We start from the raw sequence: 15,207 nt of genomic DNA on the forward strand, positions 1-15,207 counted from the left end.
CGCCAGACGCCCCATTGCAAAGCCCAGCTCACACGAGCTGGGCTTTATGCATTGCGCTGACCGCCAGACGGCGTGATCGAACTCTCCTTCCTGTCTTCCCCATTCTTTAGCTTTCTCCTTGATTATTAAGCCATTGTTCTTTTTGTGGCTGTATTTTCACTTATTTTTACTGAAATTTCGGCTAATTACTCAGCAGAACCTATTGGTTATGAATAGAATTCCAGCATCAAGATCGGGAATCGAGGCGGGAATTTTGAGAAATTTCAGGCGGGATGGTGTGCATTTATTTGTATTGGCCTGGGCTCTCTGCGCCTTGTTGGTGACGGTGCTGTGGGGGATGGGGGAGCTGCAGCGTTTGAGGGACGAGTTCGAATCAGTGGCGCAGCGGGCGCATGCAATGGTGGCGCGCAAGCTGGACCAAAATGAGTCGGTGCTGTCTTCCGTGGATGCGCTGATGGCGGCAAGCCGGCCATTTGAGGCATCTGAGCTGTCCACCTTTGCGCGCGAGCTATTGCCCCATTATCCGCAGCTTCATTCCTTTATCTTTTTTCAAAGCGTGCCCTTGGCGGAGAGGCCGCTCTTCTTGCGCCAGATGAGCGGCAAGTTTGGCGCGACCTTTTACATTCGCGATTTCGACGTGGCGGGCAATCGGGCATGGCGGCCGGCCGCCGTGCGTCCGCAGTCATTGGTGATTTCCATGCTGGAGCCGGATCGGCCGGAAGCCGGTCCGATGTTTGGCTACGATATTTTGGGCGATGCTTATTTCCGGCCGGCCTTGAGCAGGGCCTTGGAGACTGGGCAGCGAGTGGCCAGCGGCGCGTTCGAGTTGCACGAGGGCGGTGGACGCGCTTATTTCTTGTTCCAGCCCTTGTTCGAAGATAGGGAGAAGGCGCCGGGCAAATTGGTGGGCGTGGTGGGGCTGGTGGTGTTTTGCGATCGCCTATTGCAGGCGCCGGCTCTGGAGCGCTTGTTGCCTGGATTGGACTTGACCCTGTACCAGGACGGCGTCCTTGCGCCGGGCGCGCCCTTGTTTCAGCGCCTGCATACTTCGTCCGAGCGTGATTGGTGGCCGGTGTTGCGTAGGCTGGAGGCTCGGCTTCCGCTGTCCAGCGTGGCCCAGCCTTTTGTGCTGGGCGTGGCTCGGGATGTCAGAGTGACGGACTTGGCGTTGTTGCCTTGGCTGTGGCAGCAGTCTTTGTTGCTCGCTTTCTTCGTGTTCGCCGGCCTGGTTCACTTGCAAAGAATGGCTTTGCGGCATGAGCGTCAGCAATCGGACGAGGCGATCTTCCTGCAGAGCGAACGGGCGTCCGTCACGCTGAGCGCGATTCATGACGGGGTGATCATTCTGCGCCAGGACCATGCGATCGAGCTGGCAAACCCGATGGCCTTGGAGTTGATGGGCATGGCGGCGGAGGAGGTGGTTGGCCGCGTCTGCCACGAGGTGTTCCACTTGCAGGCCGAGCTGGCCGCGGAGCTGGCGGAGGATCCGATCCGAGAGTGTTTCCGGACCGCGCAGCCGGTGGTATTGGCTGAGAGGATGCAGCTGACGTCGGCGCGAGGTCAGATTCGTTCGGTGGAGGGTGGGGTATCGCCGTTGTTCTCGCGGGAAGGGGGGCTGATCGGCGTGGTGTGCGCCTTGCGCGACCTGGGGCCTTTGCGGCAACGCACGGTGGCGGCGTTGGAGGCCAGCGAGAGCAAAGTCAAAGAGCATTTGGAGAAATTGTCCCATGTGGCCCGGTTGCATACGATGGGCGAAATGGCGTCCGGCATCGCGCATGAGCTGAATCAGCCTCTGACGGCGATCGCTAATTATTGCCAGGCCAGCATTCAGTTGCTGGAGGGGGTTGAGGAGGCGCCGGCCCAGGTGAACGCGGCGCTGCGTCTGGCGGTGGCGCAGGCAGAGAGGGCGGGGGAGATCATCAAGCGCTTGCGCGCCTTGGTCAGCAAGCGCGCGATCGAGACGCGGCTGATCGATTTGAACCAGGTGGTGGGCAATTGCATGTTCCTGGCCGAGTACGATCTGAAGGAGCGCGGCATCGAGGTGGTTCAGCTGTTGTCGGGTTATCCGGTGGCGGTGCTGGCCGACAGCATTCAGCTGGAGCAGGTGGTGCTGAATCTGCTGTCAAACGCGATGGACGCCTTGCGCGACGAGCCGATGATGAAGCGTCATGTGATCGTGCATACCCGGCGAGAAGGCAAGAAAGCGATTCTGGAGGTGCGGGACACCGGTCGCGGCATTACGCCGAGTTCATTGGAGGTGCTGTTCCATCCATTCTTTTCAACCAAGCCAAACGGAATGGGGCTGGGTTTGTCCATCTGCCAGACGATTGTGGAGCAGTACGGCGGCCTGATCTCGGCGGAAAACATCCCGGCCAGCGGCGCTTGCTTCCGGATCGAGTTGCCATTGTCGCGCCAAGGCGAGCCGGAGCGTGCTCCGGTGCCCTCGCCTGACGGCTGCGGCGCCGGTGTTTGACGGTGCTAGCTCTTGGGGGCCGGAGCCGGCGACGCGGTCTGCGTGCGATGCGAGCGTTCTTCGCGCGGGGTGATGCCGAAATGGTTGCGGTAGGTGCTGGAGAAATGGGGGCCGCTGGAGAAGCCGCAGGCCAGGCCGATCTGGACGATGGATTTGCTGGTTTGCTGCAATAGCTGGCGCGCTCGGCTCAGGCGCAACTCCAGGTAGTATTTGGACGGCACCGTGCTCAGGTATTGCTTGAACAGCCGTTCCAGCTGGCGTCGGGAGACGCCGACATAGTAGGCGATGTCGTCGGTGCTCAGCGGCTCTTCGATATTGGCCTCCATCAGACTGACCGCTTCCGTCAACTTGGGCTGGCTGCCGCCGATGCGGGTGGCCAGGGGGATGCGTTGGCGTTCATTGCCGGGACGGATGCGTTCCATGCTGAACAGTTCCGACAGCTGAGCGACAAATTCGTGGCCGTGCTGATTGCCAACCTGGGTCAGCATGAAATCAAAGGTGGCCGCTCCGCCTGCGCAGCTGAGGCGTTTGCCGTCGATTTCAAATAGATTGGACGAGGTGATGATGTCCGGAAACTCTTCGGTGAAACGGCTGATCTCGCGCCAGTGTATCGTTGCGCGCAGGCCGTTGAAGTGTCCGGTGCGGGCCAGCCAATAGCTGCCGCAGCCGATGCCGCCCAGTTGGATTTTATCCGGACCGCAGGCGGTGAGCCCCTTGCTCAGGACGTCCAGGCTGAAGTCGGGATTGATGTCGTCGGCCAGGATCAGCAGGCAATCCAGCTTGGGGGCGCCGTCCAGCGGCAGATCCACCGCCAGCCGCGTGCCGTTGGAAAGCGGCACCGCTTGTCCGTCCAGGGAAAGCAGCAGGGTTTCGTAGAGTTTTTTCTCCGCCAGCCAATTGGCGTGCAGCAGAACCTCGGAGGCGATGGCGTAATCCGCCATCGAGGCATGGGGCAAGAGCAGGAAGCCGTAGCGCAGAGGCTTGGCGGGGTGGGACGGATGCTGACCCATTGGTTTTCGCGGCGAAGGGTGGAGATTACAAAAACACACCATGCCGGGCATGAGGCCGGCATGGTGTGCGACATTTTCCTATTGTACGATTTATTTCAGGCTGCCGGAGAGGAATTGTACCAATCGCTCGCTTTGCGGGCGGATCAGCACTTCCTTGGGGTGGCCTTGCTCCTCTATCCGGCCCTGGTGCAGGAAGATGACGTGGTTGGACACTTCGCGGGCGAAGCCCATTTCGTGGGTGACCACCACCATGGTGCGGCCTTCGCCGGCCAGGTCTTTCATCACGCGCAGCACTTCGCCGACCAGTTCCGGGTCCAGCGCCGAGGTGGGTTCGTCGAACAGCATCACTTCCGGTTCCATCGCCAGTGCGCGGGCGATGGCGACCCGCTGCTGCTGTCCGCCGGACATATGGGCCGGATACTTGTCTTCGACGCCGCGCAGGCCGACCTTGTCCAGATATTTGCGGGCGCGGGCGCAGGCTTCATCCCGGCTGAGTCCCAGCACGTGAATGGGCGCTTCGACGATGTTTTCCAGCACCGTCATGTGCGCCCATAGATTGAAGTGCTGGAACACCATGGCCAGCTTGGTGCGGATGCGCGCCAGCTGATTGGCGTCGGCGGCCTTGAGCGCGCCGGTCTTGCGATCGGATACCAGCTTGAGTTCTTCGCCGGCGGCGAGAATGCGGCCGCTATTGGGCTGCTCCAGCATGTTGATGCAGCGTAGAAAGGTGCTTTTGCCTGAGCCGGAGGAGCCGATAATGCTGATGACGTCGCCGGCGTGAGCGGTCAGCGACACGCCCTTCAGCACTTCGTGCGAGCCGTAGCTCTTATGCAGATCGCTGACTTGCAGCTTCAGATTCTTATCGGTGGGGGTGTGCATGATGGTGTTCCTGTATCGCTATCCGCATTAGTGCTTGCGTGGCGCCAAATAGGCCAGCCAGCGTTTTTCCGCCTGCTTCATCAACCAGACCAGCAGGAAGGTGAGCGCAAGGTAAATGGCGCCTGCGGTGAGGAAGGGCTCGAAAGCCATGTAACTGTCCGCGTAGATGCGGCGAGCCACGCCGGTAATGTCCGCCAGAGTGACCAGGCCGGCGATGGCGGTGCTTTGCAGCATCATGATGACTTCATTGCTGTAGGCGGGCAAAGCGCGGCGCAGCGCCGAGGGCAGCACAATGCGGCGCATCATCAGCCATTTGCTCATGCCCATGGCCTGGGCGGCTTCGATCTCGCCCCAGTGGGTGTTGCGGATCTGGCCGGCGATGATTTCGGTGGTGTAGGCCGCCGTGTTCAGGGTGAAGGCGAGGATGGCGCAGAAATAGGCTTCCTGCAGGTAGTGCCAGGCCCAGCTGTCGCGGATCCAGCCAAACTGGGCCAGACCGTAATAAATGATGAACAGCTGGACCAAGAGCGGCGTGCCGCGGAAGACATAGCCGTAAACGCGGACCGCACCGGAGGCCAGCCGGTTTTTGGAGACTTGCATCAGCGCCATCGGGACGGCCATCGCCATGCCCAGAATAAGGGAGATGAACAGCAGTTCCAGCGTCATCACCAAGCCGTCGCGGCTGCTCATGACGGCGTTACCGTCTCCGCCGCCGAAGAAGGCGGGCAGTTTGTCCAGAATCAGTTGGAAGTCGATCACAGTCCGCTCTCCTTGACGCCCAGCGAATAGCGTTTTTCCAGTTTGCCCAACAGCAGATTGGACACCCCGGTGATCGCCAGGAACAGCAGGCCCACGATCAGATAGACGGTGAAGGGTTCCTGGGTGGTGGATTTGGCCGCGTCGGCGCGATACATCACGTCGTTCAGGCCGATGACCGAAACCAGGGCGGTGGATTTGACCAGCACCAGCCAGTTATTGGAGAAACTGGGCAGGGCGAAGCGAATCATCTGTGGAACGGTGATGCGGAAGAACACGCGCAGCGGCGTCATGCCGTAGGCCATGCCAGCCTCCATCTGTCCTTTGGGCACCGCCATCATCGCGCCGCGGAAGGTTTCCGTCATATAAGCGCCGAAGATGAAGCCCAGGGTCAGCACGCCGGCGACGAAGGGATCGATATTGGGACTTTCCCAGCCCATGCGGCCGCAGAGGTCGTTGATCATCATCTGGACGCCGAAGAACAGCAGAAACATCCAGACCAAATCGGGCACGCCCCGGACCACGGTGGAATAGAGCTCCGCCAGCCAGACCAGCGGTTTGGAGTGAGCGGATTTGAACAGCGCGCCAATCAGGCCCAGCACGATGGATACGAGCAGTGCTGAGCCGGCCAGCTGCAATGTGAGCACTGCTCCTTGCAATATGCTGGGAAGGTAACCTTGCAAAAACATGGTGTTACTGCCTCATTCATCAGCCTTGCGCGCAAGGCCGGTCCTTGCTCGGCCGCTGGGGGAACGGCCGAACAAAAAAGTCCCGGCGAGGCGCGCGGTGCGGGCGGCAGCAAGCCGCCCAGCGCCTGGGGCGCTTGGCCGGGACGGATGCGATTACGAGGGGTTTAGCCGCCGTAGACGTCGAAGCTGAAGTACTTGTCTTGGACTTTCTTGTAGCTGCCGTCCTTGCGCACCTGATCAATCGCCTTGTTCAGGCGTTCGGCCAGCGCCTTATTGCCTTTCTTGACGGCGATGCCCGCGCCCAGGCCGAAGTATTTGACGTCGGCGTAGTTCGGGCCGACAAAGGCGTAGCCTTTGCCGTTGGCGGTTTTCAGGAACTCTTGATCGCCGACGGCGCCATCGACGAAGACGGCGTCAACACGGCCGGACTTCAGGTCCAGGAAGGACTCGGGCGACTTGGCGTACGGCACGATGGTGGCGCCGGATTTGCCCCAGTAGTCCTTGGCGAACTTTTCCTGAGTGGAGGCGCGCAGCACGCCGATCTTTTTGCCCTTGAAGCTGTTCTGGTCAACGGCGGTGCCGGATTTGGCGACGATGCGGCTGGCGATGTTGTAGTACTTGCGGCTGAAGTCGACGGCTTTCTTGCGCTCCTCGGTGATTTGCATCGAGGACAGGATGGCGTCGAACTTGTTGGCGTTGAGGGCGGGAATCAGGCCGTCCCAGTCTTGCGGAACGATTTGACAGCTGACTTTCATGGCGGCGCAAAGGGCATTGGCCATGTCGATGTCGAAGCCTTGCGGCTTGCCATCGGCGCCTTGTTTGGAGAACGGCGGGTAGTTGAGGTCAACCCCAAAACGCAGAGTCTCTGCTTGGACGGAAAAACCGGACAGCAGAGCTGCCGCTGCGGAGGCGATCAGGACTTTTTTCATGGCGTGGATTTCTACTTCTCTATCGGGTGTTCGCGTCGTTGCGACGAACGCAAACCCAAGCTTGTAAACCCGGCGCTTGGAACGAGGCTGCTCACGGTGTCTCGCCCAAGCCGGAACCATTGTAGTTTTTTCTACTTTTGCCAGTAGTTGGCCGCAGCTTGCAACGGTTATCCGCCGTGCGCAAGATGGGGCCATTGTCTGGCAATCGGTGTGAGCAAGTGTTCGTATTTTAACCGATATTCTTGCTTCATGTGAAATGTATGAAAAATCAATGACTTATATTTCTTTTTTGGACTTGTGTACAATGTGGGGCTGGGAGAGAAACTTGTAAGCCGCCGTCGCATTGCTATAAGGCTAAAAGTGGCGTTCGCCACGATTTATCCCTGCGGCATTCGATGGGGGCGAACAGGCTTTTCCATGAAAATGTACGTCCACGTCGCATTAAGGAAATCCCGGCATGAAGGGGGTATCTACAATGCCTCGACACACTCCGTGCACACAACAAGAGAAGCAACATGTCGCTTACCAATAAGACCGAACTCGCGAGCCTGATCGCCGATATTCAGGCTGTAGCAGAGACCAAGCTTTCCGAAAAGGAGAAACACCAGCTCGAACCCTTCTTCCCGATCTACTTCGAGGAAGCCGAGCATGCCGATCTTAGACAGTTTTCGTCGCTGGATTTGTTCGGCGCCGCGTCGGCGCATTACGCGTTCGGCGCCAAGCGCGCGGCCGGTCAGCACAAGGCACGCATTTACAACCCGGATTTCGAGCGCGACGGTTGGCAAAGCACCCATACCGTGATTGAAGTGGTCAACGACGATATGCCGTTCCTGATCGACTCCATCACCATGCTGCTGTCGCGCCATAGCCTGAACCTGCACCTGCTGGTGCACCCGGTGCTGTCGGTGGGCCGCGACAAGAACGGTGCGATCCAGGCGGTCAAGCGCACCGAGGACCGCAGCCTGCCGCTGGAGTCCTTTATCCACGTGCAGATTGACCGAGTCACCGATCCGGCGGTGCTGAAGCAGCTGGAAGCGGATTTGAACCGCGTGATCGTAGACATCCGTCTGGTGGTGAGCGACGAACCCAAGATGCGCGAAGTGTTGGCCGACATCAGCAAGGACCTGTCCCTGGTCAAGGGCAAACGCGCGGCGGAAGCCAAGGAGGCGGTGGACTTCCTGGCCTGGATGTCCAAGCGCAACTTCCTGTTCATGGGTTATTGCGATTACGACCTGGTGCGCCGCAACGGCAAGGACAGCCTGAAGATCGTCAAAACCTCCGGTCTGGGCATCTTGAAGGACCAGGGCGACAAGGAATACTCCGCCAGCTTCGAACAGCTGCCGCAGGAGCTGCGTGAACTGGCTCATCTGCCGCAACTGATCATTCTGAACAAATCGCAGACCCGCTCCATCATTCACCGCCCGGCCTACATCGATTTTGTCGGCATCAAGCGTTTCAACGACAAGGGCGAAGTGATAGGCGAGCGCCGCTTCCTGGGCCTGTACACCGCCAGCGCCTACCAGGACTCCCCCAAGGACGTGCCCATCCTGCGCCAGAAAGTGGCGACCGTGGTCAGCAACTGCGACTACGTGGACGACAGCTATAAATCCAAGACCTTGAGCTTTGTGCTGGAGGCCTATCCGCGCGACGAGCTGTTCGAAATCCCGGCCGAGGTGTTGGGACCGATCTCCGAGGGCATCGTCAGCCTGCAGGAACGCCCGCGCGTGCGCCTGTTCGTGCGCAAAGACCGCTACCACCGCTACGTCAGCTGCCTGGTCTACGTGCCGCGCGACAGCTTCAACACCGAAGTGCGCCTGAAGATAGAGAAGGTGTTGATGAACGCCTTCAACGGCACCAGCGCCGAGTTCAGCGTGCAGATCAGCGACGGCTCGCTGGCACGCGTGCATTACATCATCCGCACCAACGCCGCCAAATTGCCGGAATTCCACGAGGCCGACATCGAGGCCGAAATCGCCCGCCTGGTGCGCGGCTGGGTGGAAGAGCTGCATCAACTGCTGGTGGAAACCCACGGCGAAGAACTGGGCAACGCGCTGTTCAACCGTTACAAGGGCGCTTTCCCGGTGGCTTACCGCGAAGAGTTCGCGGTGCGCAACGCGGTGCTGGACATCCAGCATATCGAATCGGTCAACGCCGACTCCCCGCTGGCGATGAAGTTGTACCGGCCCTTCCATCGCGGCGCCTCGGCTTTCAATCTGAAGCTGTTCCGCGAAGGCGAGGCGTTGGGCCTGTCCGCCAGCCTGCCGATTTTGGAAAACATGGGCGTCAAGGTCCGCGACGAGCATCCGTACTGCGTGCAGCGCGCGGACGGCCGTCAGGTGTGGATCAGCGACTTCGGCCTGGACGTGGGCTCCGCGGAAGAGCAGATCGCCAGCGAAGAAGTGCAGCAGGACTTCCAGGAGCTGCTGACCCAGGTGTTCGCCAAACGTTGCGAGAACGACGGCTTCAACCGCCTGGCGCTGGTGGCCGGGTTGGACTGGCGTGAAATTTCGCTGGTGCGCGCCTTGGCCAAGTACCTGCGCCAGGGCGGCCTGACCTTCAGCCAGGCTTACATCGAGCAGTGCGTGGCCAATTACCCGGCCATCACCCGCTTGCTGGTTGAACTGTTCGCCGTGCGTCTGGACCCGGCGCATGCCGACGACGCGCGCGCCGACGCCTTGCTGGCCAAGCTGCGCGAGCAGCTGGACGGCGTGGCCAATCTGGACGAAGACCGCATTCTGAACGGTTTCCTGTCGGTGATCCTGGCCACCCGCCGCACCAACTTCTGGCAGAAGGGCGCCGACGGCGAGTTCAAGTCCTATATCTCGTTCAAGCTGGAATCCAATCTGCTTCCCTTCCTGCCGCAGCCGCGCCCGATGTTCGAAATCTGGGTGTACAGCCCGCGCGTGGAGGGCGTGCATCTGCGCGGCTCTAAAGTGGCGCGCGGCGGCTTGCGCTGGTCCGATCGCATGGAAGATTTCCGCACCGAAGTGCTGGGCCTGGTGAAGGCGCAGATGGTGAAGAACTCGGTGATCGTGCCCATGGGCTCCAAAGGCGGCTTCGTCGGCAAGCAACTGCCGGCGCCTAGCGACCGCGAGGCGTTCCTGGCGGAAGGCGTCGCCTGCTACAAGATCTTCATCTCCGCGCTGCTGGACGTCACCGACAATCTGGTGAACGGCCAGATCGTGCCGCCGGCGGATGTGCGCCGCCTGGATCCGGACGATCCGTACCTGGTGGTGGCGGCCGATAAGGGCACGGCCACTTTCTCCGACATCGCCAACGGCATTTCCGCCGATTACGGCTTCTGGCTGGGCGACGCCTTCGCCTCCGGCGGTTCCGCGGGTTACGACCACAAGGGCATGGGCATTACCGCCCGCGGCGCTTGGGAATCGGTCAAGCGCCATTTCCGCCACCTGGGCGTCAACACCCAGGAGCAGGATTTCAGCGTGATCGGCATCGGCGATATGGCCGGCGACGTGTTCGGCAACGGCATGCTGCTGTCCGAGCACATCTGCCTGAAAGCGGCGTTCAATCACCTGCACATCTTCCTGGATCCGACGCCGGACGCAGCCAAGAGCTACGCCGAGCGCGCGCGTCTGTTCAAACTGCCGCGTTCCAGCTGGACCGATTACAAGCGCGAGCTGATCTCCAAGGGCGGCGGCATCTTCGAACGCTCGGCCAAGTCCATCCCGCTGTCGCCGGAAGTGAAGGCCTGGCTGGAAACCGACAAGGACAGCATGGCGCCGAACGAGCTGATCCACGAGATCCTCAAGGCCAAGATCGACCTGCTGTACAACGGCGGCATCGGCACCTACGTCAAGGCGTCCAGCCAAAGCCACGCCGACGCGCGCGACCGCGCCAACGATCCGGTGCGCGTCGACGGCCGCGATTTGCAAGCCCGGGTGGTGGCCGAAGGCGGCAACCTGACGTGCACTCAGCTGGGACGCGTCGAGTTCGCGCTGAACGGCGGCCGCATTGCCACCGACGCCATCGACAACTCCGCCGGCGTGGACTGCTCCGACCACGAGGTCAACATCAAGATTCTGCTGGGCGGTGTAATGCAGGCCGGTGACATGACCTTGAAGCAGCGCAATCAACTGCTGGCGGAAATGACCGACGAGGTGGCGCAGCTGGTGTTACGCAACAATATCCAGCAGACCCAGATCCTGGCGATCAAACGCCAGGAGGCCGCTGCGATGCTGACCACCCATGCGCGCATGATCGCGCACATGGAGAAAACCGGCGAACTGAACCGCGAAATCGAGTACCTGCCGTCCGAAACCCAGATCAATGAGCGCCGTCTGGCGCGTCAGGGTCTGACCGTGCCGGAAATCGCGGTGCTGCTGTCCTACAGCAAGATTTCGCTGGATCAGGCGATTCTGGCGACCGATGTGCCGGACGACGCGGACTTCCTGTCCATCCTGACCCATTACTTCCCGAAACCGCTGCAGCAGCGCTTTGGCGCGCAGATGCAGCAGCATCAGCTGAAGCGGGAGATCATCGCCAACCAGTTGGCCAACCAGATCATCAACCGCATGGGCACCACCTTCGTGTTCCGCATGCAGGAAGAGTCTCCGTTCTCCGCCGGCGACATCGCCCGCGCCTGGTGGATTGCCAGCCGCGTGTTCGACGCCGAGCGCCTGTGGAGCGAGATCGAAGCGCTGGACAACAAGGTGTCGGCGGATCATCAGGTGGAAATGATGGTGCTGGTGCGCACGCTGGTGGAGCGCGTGACGCGTTGGGTGCTGCGCAACAAGCGTCCGTTCTCCTCGGTGAACGCCGTGATCGAGCAGTACGCCGCCAAGGTGAAGGCGCTGTTGGCGCAACTGCCTCAGCTGATCGCTTCCGGCAGCTACCCGGCAGTGGAGGCGCTGGAAGCGCGCCTGAGCCAGCCGGGCATGCCGCAGCCGCTGGCGCAGGTGCTGGCGCGTCTGGAGTTCGCCGTGCCGTTGATGGACATCATCGAAATCAGCGAAGGCAGCACATTGCCGCTGGAGCAGCTGGCCAAGAATTACTACCAGTTGGGCCACGCGATGCAGCTGGATTGGCTGCGCGACGCGATCACCAGCCTGCCGCGCGACAACCGCTGGCAGTCGCTGGCGCGCTCCGCGCTGCGCGACGATCTGTACCGCGTGCATCGCAATCTGGCGGGGCAGGCCTTGCAGGACGCCGCCGGCGCGGAAGCGTTTGCGCAGCAGTGGATGGAGAAGCGCCATCACGAAGTGGAGGTGTGCGCGCAGATGTTCGCCGAGCTGCAGTCGTTCAGCGTGTTGGATCTGGCCATGCTGTCGGCCGGCATGCGCGAACTGAGCAACCACCTGCTGGCCTGATCGCCCGCTAGGGATCGCGTCAATTGAAAACCGGCTCCTAGGAGCCGGTTTTTTTTGCGTCCGGAGGGCCTGCTTGGGACGCGGGGCAGGGCAAATTTGGAATCTGTTTACGATGGGCCGCGCGTCGGCAGGATGGAGGACGAAGGGCGCTGCAACCGTCTTCGAAAGGCTTGGATGGTTTGAGCGGGTTCCGCTTGCCTGCTTTGAACGGGCGCTTAGAACAAATCGATCTCGCCAAAGCGTTGAGCATTGTCCAGTTGGCCGCCGGCGACCAGCTCTTCGTAACCGCATACCAGGTTGCGGCCATGCGTTTTGGCGTAATACAGCGCTCGGTCCGCCTGTTCCACCAGCTGGCCCGGCAAGAGCTGCGGCAGGATGCGGGTGAAGCCCAGGCTGACGGTCAGGCGGCCCACCTGGGGAAACGAGTATTGTTCGACGCGCTGGCGGAAGCGCTCCAGCGCCACCGCGGCTTCGTTTGGAGGCAAGCCCTGGAAGATGATGGCGAACTCCTCGCCGCCGTAGCGGAACAAGCTGTCGTCTTCGCGAAACGACTGTTGCATCAGCTGGGCCAGCAAGAGCAGCACCTCGTCGCCCACCATGTGGCCGAACTGGTCGTTGACCTGCTTGAAATGGTCGACGTCCAGCAACGCCAAGGTGCAGGCGTGGTTTTCGCCGGGGGATTGCAATTGCGCCGCCATCAGGTTGAACAGGCGCAAATCGAATTTACGGCGATTGTTCAGCGCGGTGAGCATGTCGCGGTCCGCCTCGAACAGCAGGCGCAGGAAGTTTTCGTGAATCCTGGCCATGGCTTTCAGCATGGCCTTGTTGACCTTTTGCTCCGCCGTCACGTGGATGACCAGCAGGGACACGATGCTGCCCATGCAACGCAAGGGCAGGCATAGGCCGTGGGGAATGCGGAAAATGCCCTCGTCTCTGTCCAGCGAGTTGAGCAGGTCGTAAAGGAAGATGGGCGGTGGCAGCCAACTGTCGTTGGCGGTTTCCGTAATCTGGGTCTTGCCGTCCACGGAGGAGGCGCTCAGGCGCCGGCGGGTGTAGGGCACGCCGTTGACCCAGCGACAGGCGAACAACTCCACCTTGTCCACCCGCATCACCTCGACCAAGGTGGAGGCCAGGCTGCTTTCCAGCATGTCCTGTTCGCGCTGGGAGGTGAGTTCGACCAGATTGTCGAGAATCCGCTTGCTGTCGTCCTCTTGAGGGGCTTGCGTCATGCCTGGACATCCTTTGCCGGCGATTGAGGGCGGTGGTCGCGTGCGCGGCGCAAGCCGGCCGTGCGTGGACGGCTGCGCTACGGTGTGAGTATAGGCAATCGCGCGGCGGCCGGCCTCAGTTGCGTCCGGTGCTGCCGAAGCCGCCGTCGCCGCGTTCCGAGCTGTCGAAGTCGTCGACGATATTGAAGCCCACCTGGACGATGGGCACGATGATCATCTGCGCGATGCGTTCCAGCGGCGTCAGCCGGAACGGCTCGTGTCCGCGGTTCCAGACCGATACGAACAACTGCCCTTGGTAGTCGGAGTCGATCAGGCCCACCAGATTGCCCAGCACGATGCCGTGCTTGTGACCCAGGCCGGAGCGCGGCAGCAGCATGGCGGCCAGGTTGGGGTTGGCGATATGGATGGCCATGCCGGTGGGGATCAACTGGGTTTCGCCCGGAGCGATGGTGATGTCTTGCTCGATGGCGGCGCGCAGGTCGAGCCCGGCGGAGCCCGGCGTCGCGTAGTTGGGCAGATTCTGCTTCAGACGCGGATCCAAGATCTTGACGTCGATGACGGGTTTTTTCATGAGAGTCCTTTCTTGTCGGCTGCGCGGGGCAGCCGCGGTGTTGATGGCTTATTGCTTGTGCGGCAACAGCTGGGCCAGATGTTCGACAATGGCCTTGGCCACGTCCGGCTTGGGCATGCCGGGCAAGGGGTGGGGGCCGTTCTGGTCCAGCAGCACCACCTGATTGTCGTCGGCGCCCATGGCTTGCTGCGCCAGGTTGGCCACCAGCAGCGGCAGCTTTTTGCGCAGGCGTTTGGCTTCGGCGAACTCCAGCAGGTTCTGACTTTCCGCCGCGAAGCCGACGCAGAACGGAGCGGCGGGCAAGGAGGCGACGGCGGCGAGAATGTCCGGGTTTTCCTCCAGTTCCAGGCTGGGCGGCGCCGCGCCTTTCTTGATCTTGTGGACGGACGGGTTCTTGACCCGGTAATCGGCCACCGCCGCGACGGAAATGAAAATATCGCTGCGTCCCACCTCGGTCATCACCGCGTCGTGCATTTGCCGGGCGCTGGCCGCGTCGATGCGGCGCATGCCCAGCGGGGCCTCCATGCCGGTGGGGCCGGAGATCAGCGTGACTTCGGCGCCGGCGTCGCGGCAGGCGCGCGCCAGCGCGTAGCCCATCTTGCCCGAGCTGATATTGGTGATGCCGCGCACGGCGTCTATGGCCTCGTAACTGGGGCCGGCGGTGAGCAGCACCTTCTTGCCGGCCAGCACTTTGGCCCGGAAAAACCCTTCCAGCAGCTCTGCGATCTCCTCCGGCTCCAGCATGCGGCCCTCGCCGGTTTCGCCGCAGGCCTGGGCGCCGTTGGCCGGTCCGAAGACGGCGACGCCGTCGGCGCGCAGCTGCGCCACATTGCGCTGGTTGGGCGGATTGTCCCACATCTGCCGGTTCATCGCCGGCGCCACGATCAGCGGACAGGCGCGGGCGGCGGCCAGCGTGGACAGCAGATCGTCGCAGGCGCCGTGGGCCAGCTTGAACAGCGTGTTGGCGGTGGCCGGCGCGATCAGGAAAACATCGGCGCGGCGCGACAGGTCGATATGGGCCATTGCGTTGCTGGGGCGCTCGTCCCACAGATCGGTGTACACCGCATGGCCGGACAAGGCCTGGAAGGTGGCGGGAGTCACGAAGCGCGTGGCCGCTTCCGTCATCACCACTTCCACGCTGTGGCCGGCTTTGACGAGAAGGCGGGTCAACTCCGCCGCCTTGTAGGCGGCGACGCCGCCGGTAATGCCTAGCAGAATTTTCTTGCTTGTCATGGACTTGTCGCAACAGGCGGTAAATGTCCAATTTTAGCGGATTTCCACGGACTGGGCGCGCTGGCGGGCATATTGCTTCGATGATATGGTGAGCCATGCCTCATCGCGTTT

10 protein-coding genes are annotated in these 15,207 nt (G+C 61.6%); 2 read left to right on the forward strand and 8 right to left on the reverse strand.

Annotation, left to right across the window (positions count from 1 at the left end):
- Positions 1-118: 118 nt before the first annotated feature.
- Complete coding sequence (locus ACODSD_RS10635; protein ID WP_488877345.1) at positions 119-2,473, forward strand: ATP-binding protein; 2,355 nt, start codon at positions 119-121, stop codon at positions 2,471-2,473.
- A gap of 5 nt (positions 2,474-2,478) precedes the next feature.
- Here ACODSD_RS10635 and ACODSD_RS10640 read toward each other — a convergent pair whose 3' ends face one another.
- The 5 genes from ACODSD_RS10640 to ACODSD_RS10660 all read right to left on the reverse strand — a co-directional run bounded on the left by ACODSD_RS10640 (position 2,479) and on the right by ACODSD_RS10660 (position 6,736).
- Entirely contained in the window at positions 2,479-3,483 is a 1,005-nt protein-coding gene (locus tag ACODSD_RS10640) for a GlxA family transcriptional regulator (protein WP_107798587.1), read from the reverse strand.
- Positions 3,484-3,573: 90 nt separating this feature from the next.
- The gene (locus tag ACODSD_RS10645) at positions 3,574-4,362 is read right to left on the reverse strand and encodes an ABC transporter ATP-binding protein (RefSeq protein ID WP_107798588.1); all 789 of its coding nucleotides are present in this window, start codon (positions 4,360-4,362) and stop codon (positions 3,574-3,576) included.
- Positions 4,363-4,389: 27 nt separating this feature from the next.
- On the reverse strand, positions 4,390-5,121 hold the full coding sequence (locus tag ACODSD_RS10650) for an ABC transporter permease (protein WP_107798589.1): 732 nt from the start codon (positions 5,119-5,121) through the stop codon (positions 4,390-4,392).
- The gene (locus ACODSD_RS10655) at positions 5,118-5,807 is read right to left on the reverse strand and encodes an ABC transporter permease (RefSeq protein ID WP_107798590.1); all 690 of its coding nucleotides are present in this window, start codon (positions 5,805-5,807) and stop codon (positions 5,118-5,120) included. Before ACODSD_RS10655 ends, ACODSD_RS10650 begins: the two co-directional genes overlap by 4 nt.
- Positions 5,808-5,971: 164 nt before the next feature.
- On the reverse strand, positions 5,972-6,736 hold the full coding sequence (locus ACODSD_RS10660; protein WP_048407703.1) for an ABC transporter substrate-binding protein: 765 nt from the start codon (positions 6,734-6,736) through the stop codon (positions 5,972-5,974).
- A gap of 515 nt (positions 6,737-7,251) precedes the next feature.
- Here ACODSD_RS10660 and ACODSD_RS10665 point away from each other — a divergent pair.
- Complete coding sequence (locus ACODSD_RS10665) at positions 7,252-12,063, forward strand: NAD-glutamate dehydrogenase (protein ID WP_107798591.1); 4,812 nt, start codon at positions 7,252-7,254, stop codon at positions 12,061-12,063.
- Between the two features lie 215 nt (positions 12,064-12,278).
- On the opposite strand, the gene ACODSD_RS10670 is transcribed toward ACODSD_RS10665, so the two are convergent.
- The 3 genes from ACODSD_RS10670 to coaBC all read right to left on the reverse strand — a co-directional run bounded on the left by ACODSD_RS10670 (position 12,279) and on the right by coaBC (position 15,096).
- Positions 12,279-13,292 (reverse strand): GGDEF domain-containing protein, encoded by a 1,014-nt coding sequence (locus ACODSD_RS10670; RefSeq protein WP_227104347.1) that lies wholly within the window; start codon positions 13,290-13,292, stop codon positions 12,279-12,281.
- Between the two features lie 115 nt (positions 13,293-13,407).
- Positions 13,408-13,863, reverse strand: coding sequence for a dUTP diphosphatase (gene dut / locus ACODSD_RS10675; protein ID WP_107798593.1), 456 nt, complete (start codon positions 13,861-13,863; stop codon positions 13,408-13,410).
- 48 nt (positions 13,864-13,911) lie between these two features.
- Positions 13,912-15,096 (reverse strand): bifunctional phosphopantothenoylcysteine decarboxylase/phosphopantothenate--cysteine ligase CoaBC, encoded by a 1,185-nt coding sequence (coaBC, locus tag ACODSD_RS10680; RefSeq protein WP_227104345.1) that lies wholly within the window; start codon positions 15,094-15,096, stop codon positions 13,912-13,914.
- Positions 15,097-15,207 lie beyond the last annotated feature (111 nt).

The sequence above is a fragment of the Chromobacterium sp. FG22 genome (assembly GCF_057809415.1).